The 14,605-nt window shown below is 59.1% G+C and carries 20 protein-coding genes; 3 read left to right on the top strand and 17 right to left on the bottom strand.

Annotated features, from left to right (window positions below; translation table 11 throughout):
• Nucleotides 1-26 precede the first annotated feature (26 nt).
• Nucleotides 27-953 (top strand): LysR family transcriptional regulator, encoded by a 927-nt coding sequence (locus KGA97_RS06980; protein WP_008030029.1) that lies wholly within the window; start codon nucleotides 27-29, stop codon nucleotides 951-953.
• Here the strand turns inward: KGA97_RS06980 and KGA97_RS06975 are convergent.
• From KGA97_RS06975 to KGA97_RS06965, 3 genes are all read right to left on the bottom strand, one after another.
• Nucleotides 950-1,312, bottom strand: coding sequence for a diacylglycerol kinase (locus KGA97_RS06975; RefSeq protein WP_008030027.1), 363 nt, complete (start codon nucleotides 1,310-1,312; stop codon nucleotides 950-952). The two genes, KGA97_RS06980 and KGA97_RS06975, sit on opposite strands and share 4 nt — an antisense overlap.
• Before the next feature lie 75 nt (nucleotides 1,313-1,387).
• A complete protein-coding gene (erdR, locus tag KGA97_RS06970; RefSeq protein ID WP_192228519.1) occupies nucleotides 1,388-2,038 on the bottom strand; it encodes a response regulator transcription factor ErdR in 651 nt (216 codons plus the stop codon).
• A gap of 209 nt (nucleotides 2,039-2,247) precedes the next feature.
• Nucleotides 2,248-2,991, bottom strand: coding sequence for a tRNA-uridine aminocarboxypropyltransferase (locus tag KGA97_RS06965; protein WP_008039290.1), 744 nt, complete (start codon nucleotides 2,989-2,991; stop codon nucleotides 2,248-2,250).
• Nucleotides 2,992-3,177: 186 nt separating this feature from the next.
• Between KGA97_RS06965 and KGA97_RS06960 the strand changes: the two genes are divergently transcribed.
• The gene (locus tag KGA97_RS06960) at nucleotides 3,178-3,606 is read left to right on the top strand and encodes a PA3611 family quorum-sensing-regulated virulence factor (RefSeq protein WP_008030019.1); all 429 of its coding nucleotides are present in this window, start codon (nucleotides 3,178-3,180) and stop codon (nucleotides 3,604-3,606) included.
• Here KGA97_RS06960 and KGA97_RS06955 read toward each other — a convergent pair whose 3' ends face one another.
• Together KGA97_RS06955 and KGA97_RS29440 are read right to left on the bottom strand one after the other, a co-directional pair.
• Nucleotides 3,607-3,801 (bottom strand): hypothetical protein, encoded by a 195-nt coding sequence (locus tag KGA97_RS06955; protein WP_008030018.1) that lies wholly within the window; start codon nucleotides 3,799-3,801, stop codon nucleotides 3,607-3,609.
• Between the two features lie 108 nt (nucleotides 3,802-3,909).
• Nucleotides 3,910-4,035, bottom strand: coding sequence for a hypothetical protein (locus KGA97_RS29440; RefSeq protein WP_259331695.1), 126 nt, complete (start codon nucleotides 4,033-4,035; stop codon nucleotides 3,910-3,912).
• A 132-nt stretch (nucleotides 4,036-4,167) separates the two neighbouring features.
• On the opposite strand from KGA97_RS29440, the gene KGA97_RS06950 reads away from it, so the two are divergent.
• Nucleotides 4,168-5,286, top strand: a complete 1,119-nt coding sequence (locus tag KGA97_RS06950; protein WP_008039292.1) for a TIGR00730 family Rossman fold protein — start codon at nucleotides 4,168-4,170, stop codon at nucleotides 5,284-5,286.
• 215 nt (nucleotides 5,287-5,501) lie between these two features.
• Here the strand turns inward: KGA97_RS06950 and recX are convergent, their stop codons facing one another.
• From recX to KGA97_RS06890, 12 genes are all read right to left on the bottom strand, one after another.
• The gene (gene recX / locus KGA97_RS06945; protein WP_192228517.1) at nucleotides 5,502-5,969 is read right to left on the bottom strand and encodes a recombination regulator RecX; all 468 of its coding nucleotides are present in this window, start codon (nucleotides 5,967-5,969) and stop codon (nucleotides 5,502-5,504) included.
• An 8-nt stretch (nucleotides 5,970-5,977) separates the two neighbouring features.
• On the bottom strand, nucleotides 5,978-7,036 hold the full coding sequence (gene recA, locus KGA97_RS06940) for a recombinase RecA (RefSeq protein ID WP_008030012.1): 1,059 nt from the start codon (nucleotides 7,034-7,036) through the stop codon (nucleotides 5,978-5,980).
• A gap of 83 nt (nucleotides 7,037-7,119) precedes the next feature.
• Nucleotides 7,120-7,620, bottom strand: a complete 501-nt coding sequence (locus tag KGA97_RS06935) for a CinA family protein (protein ID WP_192228516.1) — start codon at nucleotides 7,618-7,620, stop codon at nucleotides 7,120-7,122.
• A gap of 79 nt (nucleotides 7,621-7,699) precedes the next feature.
• Nucleotides 7,700-8,236 (bottom strand): lysis system i-spanin subunit Rz, encoded by a 537-nt coding sequence (locus KGA97_RS06930; protein WP_223453218.1) that lies wholly within the window; start codon nucleotides 8,234-8,236, stop codon nucleotides 7,700-7,702.
• On the bottom strand, nucleotides 8,218-8,781 hold the full coding sequence (locus KGA97_RS06925; RefSeq protein ID WP_207285795.1) for a glycoside hydrolase family 19 protein: 564 nt from the start codon (nucleotides 8,779-8,781) through the stop codon (nucleotides 8,218-8,220). The genes KGA97_RS06930 and KGA97_RS06925 overlap by 19 nt, the downstream gene beginning before the upstream one ends.
• Nucleotides 8,782-8,841: 60 nt before the next feature.
• On the bottom strand, nucleotides 8,842-9,855 hold the full coding sequence (locus KGA97_RS06920; RefSeq protein ID WP_223480455.1) for a phage late control D family protein: 1,014 nt from the start codon (nucleotides 9,853-9,855) through the stop codon (nucleotides 8,842-8,844).
• Between the two features lie 9 nt (nucleotides 9,856-9,864).
• Entirely contained in the window at nucleotides 9,865-10,077 is a 213-nt protein-coding gene (locus tag KGA97_RS06915; RefSeq protein WP_008030003.1) for a tail protein X, read from the bottom strand.
• Nucleotides 10,070-10,453, bottom strand: a complete 384-nt coding sequence (locus tag KGA97_RS06910; RefSeq protein ID WP_192228512.1) for a phage tail protein — start codon at nucleotides 10,451-10,453, stop codon at nucleotides 10,070-10,072. Before KGA97_RS06910 ends, KGA97_RS06915 begins: the two co-directional genes overlap by 8 nt.
• A complete protein-coding gene (locus KGA97_RS06905; RefSeq protein WP_223480454.1) occupies nucleotides 10,453-12,054 on the bottom strand; it encodes a glycine zipper domain-containing protein in 1,602 nt (533 codons plus the stop codon). Before KGA97_RS06905 ends, KGA97_RS06910 begins: the two co-directional genes overlap by 1 nt.
• A gap of 128 nt (nucleotides 12,055-12,182) precedes the next feature.
• Nucleotides 12,183-12,767, bottom strand: a complete 585-nt coding sequence (locus tag KGA97_RS06900) for a phage tail assembly protein (RefSeq protein WP_223480453.1) — start codon at nucleotides 12,765-12,767, stop codon at nucleotides 12,183-12,185.
• Between the two features lie 164 nt (nucleotides 12,768-12,931).
• Nucleotides 12,932-13,438 carry a phage major tail tube protein gene (locus tag KGA97_RS06895; protein ID WP_008039308.1) on the bottom strand — a complete coding sequence of 169 codons (507 nt, stop codon included), beginning with the start codon at nucleotides 13,436-13,438 and terminating at the stop codon, nucleotides 12,932-12,934.
• Complete coding sequence (locus KGA97_RS06890; protein ID WP_008029994.1) at nucleotides 13,438-14,604, bottom strand: hypothetical protein; 1,167 nt, start codon at nucleotides 14,602-14,604, stop codon at nucleotides 13,438-13,440. The genes KGA97_RS06895 and KGA97_RS06890 overlap by 1 nt, the downstream gene beginning before the upstream one ends.
• Nucleotide 14,605 lies beyond the last annotated feature (1 nt).

Below are 14,605 nucleotides of genomic sequence, written 5' to 3'. Positions count from 1 at the left end.
AGATAAGGGTTATCGGTTATATCGATATGCGATTTACTCTCCGTCAACTTCAAGTCTTCGTCGCCGTCGCCCAGCAGGAAAGCGTATCCCGTGCTGCGGGCCTGCTCAACCTGTCGCAATCGGCGGCAAGCACTTCAATCACCGAACTGGAGCGCCAGTCCAGCTGCCAGCTGTTCGACCGCGCCGGTAAACGGCTGAGCCTCAACGCCCTCGGCAAGCAATTGTTGCCGCAAGCGGTGGCGTTGCTCGACCAGGCCAAGGAAATCGAAGACCTGCTCAACGGCAAATCCGGTTTCGGCTCGCTGGCGGTCGGCGCGACCCTCACGATCGGCAACTACCTGGCCACGCTGCTGATCGGCAGCTTCATGCAGCGCCACCCGGAAAGCCAGGTGAAGCTGCACGTGCAAAACACTGCCAACATCGTGCAACAAGTTGCCCATTATGAAATTGATCTGGGTCTAATCGAAGGCGACTGCAGCCATCCGGACATCGAAGTGCAGAGTTGGGTCGAGGATGAGCTGGTGGTGTTCTGCGCGCCGCAGCATCCGCTGGCCCTGCGCGGCACGGCGACCATGGAAGAACTGAGCCACGAGGCGTGGATTCTGCGTGAGCAAGGCTCGGGCACGCGCCTGACCTTTGACCAGGCCATGCGTCATCATCGCAGCGCGTTGAATATCCGCCTGGAGCTGGAACACACCGAAGCGATCAAGCGCGCGGTGGAATCAGGATTGGGGATTGGCTGCATTTCACGGCTGGCACTGCGCGACGCGTTTCGCCGCGGCAGCCTGGTGCCGGTGGAGACGCCGGATCTCGATCTGGCGCGGCAGTTCTATTTCATCTGGCACAAACAGAAATTTCAGACGCCGGCGATGCGCGAATTCCTCGACCTGTGCCGCGCTTTCACCGCCGGGGTTCAGCGCAGCGACGAGATCGTGCTGCCCACCATCGCTTAAAGCAGGATCACCGCCCACACCAGCGCGATCATGGTCAACGCCACCAGCTGCGCGGCGCTGCCCATGTCCTTGGCGTTCTTGGACAGTGGGTGCAGTTCCAGGGAAATGCGGTCGATGGCCGCTTCCACCGCTGAATTGAGCAACTCGACGATCAACGCCAACAAGCAGACGGCTATCAACAGCGCCTGCTCGACGCGGCTGACGTTCAAAAAGAACGAAATCGGAATCAGGATGACATTGAGCAACACCAGTTGCCGAAAAGCCGCTTCGCCGGTGAAGGCTGCGCGCAGGCCGTCCAGCGAGTAACCGGAGGCGTTAAGGATGCGTTTCAGGCCGGTCTGGCCTTTGAAAGGGGACATAAAAGTGGCAACTGACCAAAAAGGAGTGGGAAAGCTAGATCAACCAAAGTCAAAAAAGCGTGAAGACGCCAACCTTCAGTGGCTTGAAATTGACTCAAGTTGTTGCAGGAGCAACGCCGCCTGGGTTCGGGTCCGTACATTCAGCTTACGGAAAATCGCCGTGACGTGGGCTTTGATCGTCGCTTCGGACACGCTCAGTTCGTAGGCAATCTGTTTGTTCAGCAGGCCTTCGCAGACCATGGTCAGCACCCGGAACTGCTGCGGTGTCAGGCTGGCGAGGCCTTCACTGGCGGCCTTGGCTTCATCGGAAACGCTGACTGCTTCGAACGCCTGAGGCGGCCAGAACACATCGCCATCCAGTACCGAACGCACGGCTTTCTGGATCACGCTCAGGTCACTCGATTTAGGAATGAAACCGCTGGCACCGAACTCACGGGACTTGACCATGATCGAGGCTTCTTCCTGGGCCGACACCATCACCACCGGAATTTGCGGGTACTGACCACGCAGCAGCACCAGCCCGGAAAAACCGTAGGCGCCCGGCATGTTCAGGTCCAGCAACACCAGGTCCCAGTCGGATTTTTCGTCGAGGCGGGTTTCCAGCTCGGCGATGCTCGCCACTTCCACCAGACGGACTTCCGGGCCAAGGCCCAGGGTCAACGCTTGATGCAAGGCGCTACGAAAAAGAGGGTGGTCATCGGCAATCAGGATTTCGTATGTGGCCATTTTTCAAATGATCCTGTTCTTCTAACAGCTCAAGGCGCAGCCACGGAGCTGCACCAACAGGGCACGTTCAACGCCAACGACGTGGCAATCACGTAAAGAATACGGCGTCTGAAACTACAGCCGCGCCCCAATCGGCGCCAAGCATGCCCAGCGAAACCGGGGTGGTCAAGGTGCCTGGCCGCTACAGTTCTTTGCAGTATGGGCGACAATCAGGCCGTGACGACGGCCGCTTTCGGTACGAAAGGCATCAGCTCGGCATGTGCCGGTGTTGCAACGTTCATTTCCAGCTGATGCTTGGCATCGAGGTAATGTTGGCTGAACACGTCGAAATAAGCGTCCAGTGCCGACGCGGCGTCGACATCGCCCGCCAGATCGAGGCACAACGCCGCCACTTCCGCCGTGCACAAATGCTCGCTGCGAGTCGACCGGCGCAGACGATAGCGCGACAGCTTCTCGGGCAGCAGGCTCAGGATCGGCAATGATTCAAAGTACGGGCTTTTGCGAAAAATCTTACGGGCTTCGGTCCAGGTCGCGTCCAGCAGAATGAACAGCGGTCGCTTGCTGCTATCCACCTCGACGGTGTTGGTCACACGCTCAGGCTCGACGTACTCGCCCGGAAACACCAGATACGGCTGCCATTGCGGGTCGGCGAGCAACGCCAGCAACTGCGGATCGGTTTCCGTGCGCGACCAGATGAACGCATGGTTGTCGCGCACTACGTCAGCGATCAGCCACCCCGTGTTACTCGGCTTGAACACTTCCTTGTTGGTCATGATCAGGCACACGCCCGAGCGGGTCTCGACCTGCGGACGCCAGGCACACAGGCAATGGCTCTCGATCACGCGGCAGGCACGGCAACGCGTCGCCCTCCAGCCTCGGGCCTGAATCGGCTTGATGCCCTCCTCTTCGCGCTGGTCGCGCAAGCGGGCTACGGCGTTGGGGGCGTGGTTCATCGTGGGCAACACCGGCAGACAGGAAAACTCGACACGAACGGCACTCAGGGCGATAAAGGCCGGCAGTTTACCAGAGCGGCCGGCACAAGCCTGTACCGTCCAGACGGGCTCCCCTATAATTCGCCGCCAATGAACGCACAGCCCTGTGGCTGGTCGAACCACCAGTCACCGAACCAGGAGAGTTTCATGCTGCGCCTTATCGTTCCCACCGCTGCCATCCTGCTGGCGTCGTCCTTCAGCGCTCAGGCTGCGTCCTTGAGTGAGCAGAATCTCAACAGAGAGCTGCGAAACGTCGCCGCACAAAGCAGCGTCGGCACGCCACGGGCGATCAACGAAGACATTCTCGACCAGGGCTACACCGCCGAAGGCAATGTTCTGATCAACCACTTGAGCGTGCAAAGCAGCCACGCCAACAAGATGCGGGCTGATCCGAAAGCGGTGTACTTCCAGCTTGGCGCTTCCGTCTGCAGAAACGAGGGGTTCCGCAAGCTGATGAAGAAGGGCGCGATCATGCGTTACGACTTTACCGAGGTGAAAACCAATCGCGCGGTCGGCTCCGCCAGCTTCGAGGAATCGGATTGCCCGAAAGCCACGCCGCCGGCAAAGAAAAAGTAATCAATGGGAATTGGCGCGCCGCTGTTCATCCTCGGCGCGCAGTTCGGCCAACAACGCCTGTAAATAGCGCGAACGCCGCTCGGCTCCCTCCAGACGCCGGCAACACTCCTCTTCGAGACTCAAATGATTGGTCTCGGCCGATGACTTCAATAATCGATACAGTTGCGTATCGATCTCCAGAATGACTCTGGCCATAGCATCCCGCCTCCTTGCACTTCGCCCTTGCTTGAGCGACAAAATCCTTGAACCGCTTGTACCGTGCGCCCTGCCTTTGACGCAAAGCTGTCGTGTCACGTCTGTAATTTAGTAAATCAGAGTGCCGGACACTTGGCGCAGGTTCAGACGAGCGGTGAAATCACCTTGCAAATCGTCAATAAGCGGTTGCCAGGAAAGACTTTGCAGCGCAATGATCAAGTCAGCGAAAACCATCTAGAGGGTCTAGATTCATAGTGTTCCCGTTCACTTTTCAGGGCAGAAAAGGGGCTGCCTGGTTTGCGTTTTCCGATGCGAATGTTTCTTTCATCCAAAGGAACAACAGAGCCTGTACGGAAGGAGAAGTTGATGCCTTACCAACCGAATGACCTCCTCAGCCGTCATTTCGAAGAAAGCGGCCACGACCTCATCAGCAAGGTCGAAGAGCAACTCAACCTGGTTTCACCCAACAGCCCGAACATCCCGATCTACCGCGACATGATCCTGACCGTGCTGCGCATGGCCCAGGACGATCACAACCGCTGGAATGCCAAGATCACCCTGCAAGCCCTGCGCGAACTCGAACACGCCTTCCGTGTGCTCGAACAATTCCGGGGCCGGCGCAAAGTCACGGTATTCGGCTCGGCCCGCACACCGATAGAACACCCGCTGTATGGTCTGGCCAGAGAACTCGGCGCCGCACTGGCGCGCTCCGACCTGATGGTGATCACCGGCGCAGGCGGCGGCATCATGGCGGCCGCCCACGAAGGTGCCGGCCTTGAACACAGCCTGGGATTCAACATCACCCTGCCCTTCGAGCAGCATGCGAATCCCACCGTGAACGGCACCACCAACTTGCTGCCATTTCACTTTTTCTTTACCCGCAAATTGTTCTTCGTCAAGGAAGCCGATGCGCTGGTTTTGTGCCCTGGCGGTTTCGGCACCCTTGATGAAGCGCTGGAAGTGCTGACACTGATTCAAACCGGTAAAAGCCCGCTGGTACCAGTGGTGCTGCTGGACGCTCCAGGTGGCACGTTCTGGCAAGGCGCACTGGATTTCATCCGCAATCAACTGGAGGAGAACCGCTACATCCTGCCGACCGACATGAAGCTGGTGAGCCTGGTCTACAACGCCGAGGAGGCAGTGGAGCAGATCAATCAGTTCTACAGCAACTTCCACTCCAGCCGCTGGCTCAAGCATCAGTTCGTGATCCGCATGAACCACAAACTCAGTGATGCTGCGCTCGAGCACATGCAACAAGCGTTCGCCGACCTGTGCCTGAGCGATCACTTCCATCAGCATGCCTACAGCGGCGAGGAGCACGACGAACCGCAGTTCAGCCACCTCGCTCGCCTGGCCTTCACCTTTAACGCCCGTGATCATGGACGACTGCGCGAACTGGTGGACTACATCAACCTGCCGGAAAACTGGGCGCAGTCCAAACCCCAGGCGCAACAACGCACGCGGGAACCGTCAAAGGTTACGTGAGGAAAAGCACGGCAGCGTACTCGCCCCACCCGTAGGAGCCGGCTTGCTGGCGATGGACTCAAGTGCGACGCGTTGATTCAGACAGCACACGTCATCGTTAACGACCATCGCCAGCAAGCCGGCTCCTACAGGTTATTGAGTTGCCTGAGTTTCTCGGAACTTTATGAAGAGGCAAAAAAAAACGGCCCGCTATCGAAATAGCGGGCCGTTTTTGTTTAATCATCCATTCCTCGACCGCTGAACAAGCGGTTGATCATTTCCATGGAATATCCCCGATAAGCGAGAAACCGTCCCTGCTTGGCGCGTTCCCGTGCGTCTATCGGTAAATGCCCGGCAAACTTGCGCCGCCAGGTATCTTCCAGTTGTTCCTGCCAGTTGATACCGCTCTCACGCAGTGCGAGTTCGATGTCATTGCGTTGCAGGCCACGCTGGCTCAACTCTTCGCGAATACGCAAAGGGCCATAGCCGGAACGGGAACGGTAGGAAACGAAGCTTTCGAGGTAACGGGATTCGGACAACAGGCCCTCTTCCGTCAGGCGGTCGAGTGCTGTGTCGATCATTTCAGGGAGAGCGCCGCGCTGACGCAGTTTACGCGTCAGCTCGACTCGACCGTGCTCGCGTCGCGCGAGCAGGTCCATTGCGGTTCGCCGCACCGCGACGAGTGTATCGAGTACGGCGGTCATCGGATCAATCAGATATCAGCGTCAGCCAGGTCATCTTCAGTCTCTTTGACCGCAGAAGCTTTGGATTCCGCTACCGATGACGGAGACAGCAACTTGTCACGCAATTGCTTCTCAAGTTTCGCCGCGATTTCCGGGTTGTCCGCCAGGAACTTGGCCGAGTTGGCCTTGCCCTGACCGATCTTGGTGCCTTCGTAGGCATACCAGGCACCGGACTTCTCGACGAAACCGTGCAGAACACCCAGGTCGATCATCTCACCGTTCAGGTAGATGCCCTTGCCGTAAAGAATCTGGAACTCGGCCTGACGGAACGGCGAAGCGACCTTGTTCTTCACAACCTTGACGCGGGTTTCGCTACCGACGACTTCATCACCTTCTTTCACCGCGCCAGTACGGCGGATGTCCAGACGAACCGAAGCGTAGAACTTCAGCGCGTTACCACCGGTGGTGGTTTCCGGGCTGCCGAACATCACGCCGATTTTCATACGGATCTGGTTGATGAAGATCACCAGGCAGTTGGCGTTCTTGATGTTACCGGTGATTTTACGCAGCGCCTGGGACATCAGACGGGCTTGCAGGCCCACGTGCATGTCACCCATTTCGCCTTCGATTTCGGCCTTTGGAACCAGGGCGGCTACGGAGTCGACGATGATCACGTCAACCGCGTTGGAACGCACCAGCATGTCGGTGATTTCCAGGGCCTGCTCACCGGTGTCCGGCTGGGAAACCAGCAGGTCGTCGACGTTGACGCCAAGCTTGCCGGCGTATTCAGGATCGAGGGCGTGTTCGGCGTCGACGAATGCGCAGGTCGCGCCGGCTTTTTGAGCCTGGGCGATTACCGACAGTGTCAGCGTGGTTTTACCGGAGGATTCAGGACCGTAGATTTCAACGATACGGCCTTTTGGCAGACCGCCAATGCCGAGCGCGATGTCCAGACCCAGAGAGCCAGTGGAAATAGCCGGGATCGCCTGACGGTCCTGATCGCCCATACGCATTACGGCACCCTTGCCGAATTGACGTTCGATCTGACCCAGGGCCGCAGCCAAGGCTTTCTTCTTGTTGTCGTCCATTAAAGTCCTCACGTAATCAATAAGGCCTGACGGCCAACACCTGTATAAGTAGCCAGTATTATTCCACAGCGATTCAGGATCGCCTACCCCTGATTTGAGATTTCTCCCGAGGCATGGCGCAGCAGCCCCTCTAGCGCGGCCTTCACCGTTTGTCGGCGAACCTCATCGCGGTTGCCGGGGAAGTGCTGCACCTCGCTGAACACCCGCTCCCCCACCCCCCAGGCCAGCCAGACCGTGCCGACCGGCTTGTTCGGCGAACCGCCATCCGGCCCCGCCACACCGCTGACCGCCACGGCAAAATACGCCCGGCTTTTTTCCTGGGCGCCACGGACCATGGCCTCGACCACTTCGCGACTGACCGCCCCCACCGTCGCAAACAACCCGACCGGGACATTCAGTTGCTCGGTCTTCTGCCGGTTGGAGTACGTCACATAACCGGCCTCGAACCACGCCGAACTCCCCGGAATCCGGGTGATCGCCTCGCAAATGCCGCCGCCGGTACAGGATTCGGCTGCGGTGACATGAGCATTGAGAACCTGCAGGCGTCTGCCCAGTTCGGCGGCCAGTTGGGTGATTTCTTTCACGGTCATCTCCTGAGCGGGCGGAATGGGACTACCGTACACGAGCGGATCACGCTTGCAAGTTACAGGATCGATCAAAATGTTAGCGACCGAGCGCCCTGATATAGGCCTGACAGGCCTGCAACGCAATCAGTGCACGGTCGCCGGCGTCGGTGATGGCGATAATTCGTTGAGCATGCGCCGGGTCAAGTCGGGCTCGAACGGCGCCATGATCCACGCTGCCGGTGCTGGCGGCGGTTGGCACTGCACAGGCTGAGGCAGCGTCATGGGCATCGAGGAGGACTGACAGCCGCACATCAGCAGTGGCAAGACGATCGCGCAAGCGACCTTGATCACGTTGGGCATCGCTCAGCGCTCGGTAATGGGTGTGTTCGCTGGCCGATAGCCGCTGTTCCAGCGCCAGCCGTTTATCCTGCTCGGTCTGTTGTCGAGTGGCGGCCGCCAGGGTCAGTTGGTTGAGCATCTCGGCGTGCGCCCTGGCCTGTTCCGCCAGTTGCCGCCCATAACGCCCATCCTGAAATCGCCAGGCCAGCGTTGCCGAGCCACCAGCCAATACAGCCAGCAACACAACAACGCCAACCACCCGCCACGACCCCGGGATCAAACCGAAGGCTGGCATAACACCGCCCTCGCCCGCGCCCAGAGTTGCAAACGATCCTGCAACCCGTTCAACCCCCCGTTGATCCGGCGGGTGATGCTGTTGAACTGGTCACGATCAGCCAGCTCGTTGAGGCCGTTTTGCCCCCAGAACCAGGCGGCGGATTCGGCGGCCCATTGCGGTTGTTCGAGCAGCTCCGGCGAGGCCAATAATCGCTCGTCGCCGAATAACCCCAGGCTGCATTGTCGGTAGTTATGACGGCCAGTGACCTGGATGAGTCCACGCCCACGATATTTTTGCCCGTCGCCATCGAGCGCGGGAGTATTACCCAAACGAGCGGCCAGGGTGCCGGTGTCGTACTTGCTCAAATACTGATCACCGCCGAGTTCGCGCACATAGTGCAACTGCCCGGATTCGTGACCGACTTGCGCAAGGAAAGCGGCGCTGCGTTTGGGCGTGTTGATGTCATGGCCATCCATGGCGCTATTGAGAGCAGAAATGAAAACGCCCGCTTGGCTGCGGGCGTTGGGAAGTATTTGCTGTAATTGCAGGACAGTAAGCGGCATGAGTGATGTTCCGTTCGCCATTGATCCGCCAGACCGGCGCCAGTGCATTTGATTGCGTTACTACGTGGCATCCGGACACTTCGCCTCGATCATGCAGCGATAGCTTTGATATTTGTCACCGCTGGCAATGACCTTTTCGATCGACCAGTACCCGCGCAGGAAATCCGGCCAGGACTGGTCGAGCAACAAGACACCCTCGGCGGACAACGCCGGATTGCCCGGACAGCTGATTTTCACCTTGAGCTTTTCACGCAGCAATTTGCGTACTTCTCCCTCACCGACGTCCCTGGCCTCCGTTTCATTCTGGCAGAGCCGACCGATGACCTTGAACGGCGGGCTACCGGTTTCAATCACCCGCATCACCCCCGCTGCCGCGTCCCACCAACTCGTCTTGCAGCCCTGGTTTTTCGCCCGGACGGTGTCATCGAGCGTGGCGGAAATGAAGGCGCGATCGCCGGGTCGATTGTTGGTGGTCACCGACAGTTTCACCTGGGGCAACACCTTGCCCGACAGTGACTTGGTCTGACTTGGGAGCGCCAGCACATACAGCTCATTCATCGGTTTGGCGATGGCCTTGTATATGCCGGCGAGGCGAGTCAAAAACGCCATGTCACTTTCGTTGGACTGATCGATGTGGTCGATTTTTTTCAGTGCCAGTTGGGGTGCCACCCGTGGCGAAAAACCATGCCGCTCAGCGATCTCGCGAAACAGCGCACCCAGGGTGGTCGGCCCATGACTGGCCGATCGACGCTGCAGGAAGCCGGTCTTGTCATCGGCACTGAACGGCGCTGCGGTTGCCACCAGCGTCAAGCGCAGCGGGAACAACGTCGGCGTCAGGCGAGACACCGTGAACTGGCCCTTATCCACCAGACTGGACTCCGCGTAACCGACCTTCAGGCCAATCTTGCCGCCCAGGATCGGCAGCCCCTCAAGCCCTTCCAGATCGAGCGTCAATGTCAATTGATCGGACTCGGTACCGGCGGCATCAATGTGCTCCCAACTGATCAGGCGCTTGTTGATCAAGTCCTTATTAGCCCCATAAATCTCTACCTCTGGCGTAAAACCCAATGCCATGAAACCTCCTTAATCCCACGCGGAAACCGGCGTGGTCACCACAGGTTGTGAGTCAATTTCCGGCAGGACTACCCAGATACCCGCAGGTAATACCGCCCCCTGTTCTGCCAGCGTGGGGTTGAGCCGCCACAGTGCCTCTTCGACGGCGTCGTCACAGCGACCCAGTTCGCGGTACAGCAGCAGGTTCACCGAATCACCGGCCACACTTCGAACTCTACGCATGGATGAACTCCGACAGGTCTATTGCCCAACCGACGACCATCGCCGTGCCGTCATCGATGATCACGCTTTGGGTTTCCGTCACCGTGTTGATTCGCCAAAGCCCCCAGTTGCGTCCGATGCCATCCACCAACGGCACCGGCCTGCGCTGCTCCTGCAACGTGCGCAGTTCATCGAGCCGCTCCATGGCCACCGCGTACATCGACGTCCCTGTAATCTTCATCGTTTGGGCTTTCTGCCCGGTCTGACTGGATTTCGGCTTGCCGGTCACAATGTCCAGTTCCACCCAGCCACCGTCCGATGTGTGCACGATGTTGTGGTAGGCGAAGTTGCGGGACAGGCCGAAAATGAAACTGCCCAGGATCATTTGCTGGCGCATTACCTGCCTCCATCGGTCAGGGCCGCACCACGTCGGGTGGCGAGGGCGTTGGTGGACATCAGTGGAACAAACTCGCCGTGGAACTGCGTTTGCAGCTGCTGCGCCACGATCGTCCGGATGTGCTCGGAGCTCTCCCCACCGGTGCAGGTGACCTGAATCGACGGTGAGTAATTGATCTGCTGGTTTTGTGTCGGCGCGCTGGTCAGTTCTTTACTGACCTGATCAGGAGCACCGAGCTGATCGGAAGGTGTGGCCAGTTTTTCCCCCAGCCAGGATCCGGTGATACCGCCGAGAAAACCTCCGATGGCCGTGCCCACGCCTGGCAATATCAGGGTGCCTAGCGCGGCGCCAACATAAGAACCGGCCATCATCCCGGCGGAGGAAGCGATGGCTTTGGTATCACCATTGGCGACACCTTGCGCGAGATCGACCCCGGCGCCGAGTACGTTCCGCCTTGGTGCTTTTTTAGGGAGCAACGTGCCGACCTTGGCCACTTTGCCGAGCAACGGGCTGGCCTGCCCGGAGCCCGAGAACGACACCAGACTTTGAGCCTCGGCAATTACAGGCCTGACGGTCCGAGGCTGCACAGTGACCTCGATTGGCGATTGATCCTTGGCACTGCTGCGCCCCCCGGCCTTGCCTCGTTTGGCGTCCCGGGATTGCTTACGCGCCTGATCCCCTGTGTACCCAAGACTGTCTTTCGTTTGTTTTTCCGGGGGTGGATCTTTTTTGGCCTGATCGACGTCGCGATTGTCCTCGCTGATCAGCTTGCCCAAGCCGAACGGGATTTTCGGCGCACCACGTTTGATAATTTTTTTGGCAACGTTGGTCAGCGCTTCGGTTGCAACGGCAGCGCCCACGACAGAGGCGATAGAACCCAACGTAACCGCAGCGCCTGCCAACACGGTGGAAAGCGTGGAATTGTTCTCGGCAAACGTACCGAGCTTGTCGACTTGAACGGAAAGCGACGTCAGCGGACCGGAAATGTCCGGAGTCACTGCGCGGCCCAATCTGCTGAAACTTGCACTCAAGGCATCGCTGCCGGTTTTCGAAGGGGTCCCCGTGTCTTGGGCGGATTGCGCTTTCGCGACGTTGCCTTCGAGGTTCGAAGTCGCAACAGGCGCGTTATCGGACTTCAGATGATCGGCTGCGCTGTTGTCGCGCGGGCTCGCCGTTGCGATTTGTTTCGGCGTCGTGCCCGCGGCCCCTCCGGCCTCGCCGCTACCGGGAACAATCCCACGGAAGTCAGCTGCACTGACATTCAGGCTTACGGTGCCCAAGTGGTGGGTCACGTCATTCGCCGCGATGCCAGGGAGACTGGATTGTGCCTCGCTGTCCGTGACAGGCTCCTCTGCGCCCCACTTGAGTACAGATCGTGTGGAAGACAATAGCGCTGTCAGCGACATCAACACTTCACCCAGCTTGTTCTGCCCCGCGGTCAGTAATCGGATGTCCAGGCTGACTGTGTTCAGTGCCTGGTTGAGCTGCGCCAATGGGGCCATTAAACCTGCCAATCCGAGAGTTGCCACGCCGGCGCCCACTGTTAGCGATCCAACGCTATTGGCCGTCACACTGGCCAGTGAATATTGACTGTCTGCCATCCCCCTCTACTCCTGTTTGACGCCAAGGCGATTGATCGCAATGTCGTAGCGGCGCAAGGCCTTGCCGACGTCCCATTCCAGAATGTCCGCTTCACTTATCGGATAAATGAGCGGCACCACATCGAGGATTACTTCGATGTCGCGCTCCGAAAGAAGGCCGCCGGTTTGTTTAAAAAATCGTCGATTCGCACCTGCAATTGCGTCCAGTCAGGCACGGTCAAACTGGCCAGATCGGGCAGCATCAGGCCGGTGCAATGGGCCGTGATGAATTCGGCGCGTTCCTTGGCGGTCTTGAGTTTTTTCATCGCCTTGGTCGCACGCAGCACCGGCATTTCCAGGGTCAGCGTGGTCAGGGTTCGACCCGCCACGGTGAGCGGTTGCAGCAAGCTCACTTCGTCGGGATCGGCCGACGGTTGTTCACCCTCGTCCGCTTGTTCAAGGAAATGCGACGTCGGCAAGGTCGACATCTCATGCACGTACTGCGCGATGCTCACGTAGTCCGGGCGTTTGAGTTGATCGAGTTCCTTGACCGACAAACCGGTGGCCAGCAGCGCCAGCTCGAAGAACTGATCGTCCTCATCATCGCCGGCACGGGCAAGGGCCTCTTTCTGTGCGGCGTAGTACAACGGTTTGAGTTGAATCTGTTCGATCTCCGACTGATCGTCGGCGGTGATCGGCGACAACAAGGCGTGAACGGGAGGCGTCCAGGACATGTGATGAATTCCTTGATGAATCATGAAAAGGGATTGAGCAATGCTCCTTGTGGGAGCGAGACCGGCTTGCCGGCGATAGCGGGTTCACATTCAAAAGTGATGTCGACTGACACAATGCAATCGCGAGCAGGCTCGCTCCCACAGTTCGGTGCTCGCAGTGCGACTTAAGGGATCAGCACCGCGCGACGGGCGTCGCCGAGAATGTCGACGCCGTTGAGCACGAACTTCTGCGTGCGCACGTCGATGTCGATCACCGGGATGCCGTTTTCCAGGCGGTTGTAGGTGCGGCAGGACAGCTCAAGTGTGGTGAGGGGTTTTTCGCCCATCTTCAGCTTGGCCTCGGTCAGCGATTTGAGCTTGCCGCCGACGGTGTGGTAGGTGAACCAGGTGTTGCCATCCTGATCCTGACCGGCTTCACGGACGTTCAACAAAATGTCGTCGCCCAGCTTCACGCCGAGGGAGAGCATCACTTCGGCGCCGACGCCTTGCAAAATGAGGGTCGCGCCCAGCACTTTGCCGCTCTTGATCATTTCTTCGGCGATGAAGCGCCCGCCCGCCATCGCTTCCATATCGAATTCGATCTTCGGCGGGGTGAACTCTTCCACGGTGGCCGACAACGGCAGACCTTGCAGGGTGGCCGCGATGGCCTGTCTTACGCGGTTGGTAAACATTAGAGAACGTCCTCCAGGAACTGCTCGATGATTTCATCGCGGGCATTGAGTTGATAAACCATGTGTTCGTTCGGCGCGTAGCGGCCGTAGTCGATGACCACGTACCAGGTGCCGTTCTTGTACTTCTCGACGCTGTTCAATTCCGGGTGCAGGTACACGCTGCCGCCGGGGATGGTTTCGTCGGCGACCAGGGTTTGCAGCCAGTCGTTGATGCGCTTGACCTCCTGGTCCATGAACGACTTGGTGAGGTTCTTGGCCATGGCTTTCTGGCCGGCCTTGACCAGCTTGCGGCTGATCGCATCTTCCAGGCCGACGTAGCTGATGAACTTGCCGGTGATGGAACGGTTACCCAGCAGCGAGAAGCCGCCGAGGATGGTGCGGGCGTAGTAGCTGACGCCGTAGCGGTTGAGCAGATCGCCTTCGGTGGATTTGTCGAGAATGTTGTATTCCACGACGCGCGAAACGTCCTCGGCAAAGGTCACCTGATTGCCCGGGCTCTCCCATTGCTTGACCTTGGCCAGGGCCGCGATGGCCAGGCTCGACGGCGACAGGAACACGTTTTTCTTCGCTGCCTTGGAGTACACCGATGGCATGTTGTGCACCAGCAGGCAGCGGTCGAAACCCAGTTCCGCGCCGCCCAGTTCCTGGCTGTAAGTCACCTGGTCGGCGACCGCGGCATCCTTGCCGTCGAGCACCACACGGGCCTTGATGCGCTTGCCGAAAGACGCGAACTCACCGGCCACGGCTTTGGTGCTGGTGAAGCCCGGCGCGCCGATGATGGTCAGGTCCTCGGGCACGCTGCCCAGTGCCGCGAGGCCGAGCTTGCGGCCGGTCAGCGGATCGACACCGCCGATGACGTTGTTCAGCGTGTCCGCCGGGGTCGCGCCTTCTTCGACGATGACCACGTAGACCGGCACCTTGACCACTTTCAGGATCTGGAAGACCGCGTGATACAGCGTGCCTGCCTCGGTGCCGGTCGGATCGAGCAGCGCCTGGGTGGTGAAGCTGTTGATGCGGAACGGCGCATTGCGTGGAATCAACGGGTCCGCCTTCGGCGCGGTGCCGATCAGACCGATGACGTTGTCACCCAGGCCACCCATGGCCTCGGGGGATTCGGTGGCATTGACGGTAATGCCGTTGTGCTCGAAGTTCAAAACCTCAGCCATG

The sequence above is a fragment of the Pseudomonas sp. BF-B-15 genome, from assembly GCF_019946675.1.
Taxonomy (GTDB): Bacteria; Pseudomonadota; Gammaproteobacteria; order Pseudomonadales; family Pseudomonadaceae; genus Aquipseudomonas; species Aquipseudomonas migulae.
The sequence above is the reverse complement of the archived record's forward strand: the minus strand, read 5'-3'. Positions and strand labels throughout refer to the sequence as shown.

What these genes read in the sequence shown, in the direction of transcription:
- KGA97_RS06930 (WP_223453218.1), bottom strand. Translation starts at nt 8,236, where the DNA reads ATGCCAGCCTTCGGTTTGATCCCGGGGTCGTGGCGGGTGGTTGGCGTT.
- recA (WP_008030012.1), bottom strand. Translation starts at nt 7,036, where the DNA reads ATGGACGACAACAAGAAGAAAGCCTTGGCTGCGGCCCTGGGTCAGATC.
- recX (WP_192228517.1), bottom strand. Translation starts at nt 5,969, where the DNA reads ATGACCGCCGTACTCGATACACTCGTCGCGGTGCGGCGAACCGCAATG.
- KGA97_RS06980 (WP_008030029.1), top strand. Translation starts at nt 27, where the DNA reads ATGCGATTTACTCTCCGTCAACTTCAAGTCTTCGTCGCCGTCGCCCAG.
- KGA97_RS06900 (WP_223480453.1), bottom strand. Translation starts at nt 12,767, where the DNA reads ATGTCCTGGACGCCTCCCGTTCACGCCTTGTTGTCGCCGATCACCGCC.
- KGA97_RS06890 (WP_008029994.1), bottom strand. Translation starts at nt 14,604, where the DNA reads ATGGCTGAGGTTTTGAACTTCGAGCACAACGGCATTACCGTCAATGCC.
- KGA97_RS29440 (WP_259331695.1), bottom strand. Translation starts at nt 4,035, where the DNA reads ATGGTTTTCGCTGACTTGATCATTGCGCTGCAAAGTCTTTCCTGGCAA.
- KGA97_RS06965 (WP_008039290.1), bottom strand. Translation starts at nt 2,991, where the DNA reads ATGAACCACGCCCCCAACGCCGTAGCCCGCTTGCGCGACCAGCGCGAA.
- KGA97_RS06915 (WP_008030003.1), bottom strand. Translation starts at nt 10,077, where the DNA reads ATGCGTAGAGTTCGAAGTGTGGCCGGTGATTCGGTGAACCTGCTGCTG.
- erdR (WP_192228519.1), bottom strand. Translation starts at nt 2,038, where the DNA reads ATGGCCACATACGAAATCCTGATTGCCGATGACCACCCTCTTTTTCGT.
- KGA97_RS06895 (WP_008039308.1), bottom strand. Translation starts at nt 13,438, where the DNA reads ATGTTTACCAACCGCGTAAGACAGGCCATCGCGGCCACCCTGCAAGGT.
- KGA97_RS06975 (WP_008030027.1), bottom strand. Translation starts at nt 1,312, where the DNA reads ATGTCCCCTTTCAAAGGCCAGACCGGCCTGAAACGCATCCTTAACGCC.
- KGA97_RS06920 (WP_223480455.1), bottom strand. Translation starts at nt 9,855, where the DNA reads ATGGCATTGGGTTTTACGCCAGAGGTAGAGATTTATGGGGCTAATAAG.
- KGA97_RS06910 (WP_192228512.1), bottom strand. Translation starts at nt 10,453, where the DNA reads ATGCGCCAGCAAATGATCCTGGGCAGTTTCATTTTCGGCCTGTCCCGC.
- KGA97_RS06905 (WP_223480454.1), bottom strand. Translation starts at nt 12,054, where the DNA reads ATGGCAGACAGTCAATATTCACTGGCCAGTGTGACGGCCAATAGCGTT.
- KGA97_RS06950 (WP_008039292.1), top strand. Translation starts at nt 4,168, where the DNA reads ATGCCTTACCAACCGAATGACCTCCTCAGCCGTCATTTCGAAGAAAGC.
- KGA97_RS06955 (WP_008030018.1), bottom strand. Translation starts at nt 3,801, where the DNA reads ATGGCCAGAGTCATTCTGGAGATCGATACGCAACTGTATCGATTATTG.
- KGA97_RS06960 (WP_008030019.1), top strand. Translation starts at nt 3,178, where the DNA reads ATGCTGCGCCTTATCGTTCCCACCGCTGCCATCCTGCTGGCGTCGTCC.
- KGA97_RS06925 (WP_207285795.1), bottom strand. Translation starts at nt 8,781, where the DNA reads ATGCCGCTTACTGTCCTGCAATTACAGCAAATACTTCCCAACGCCCGC.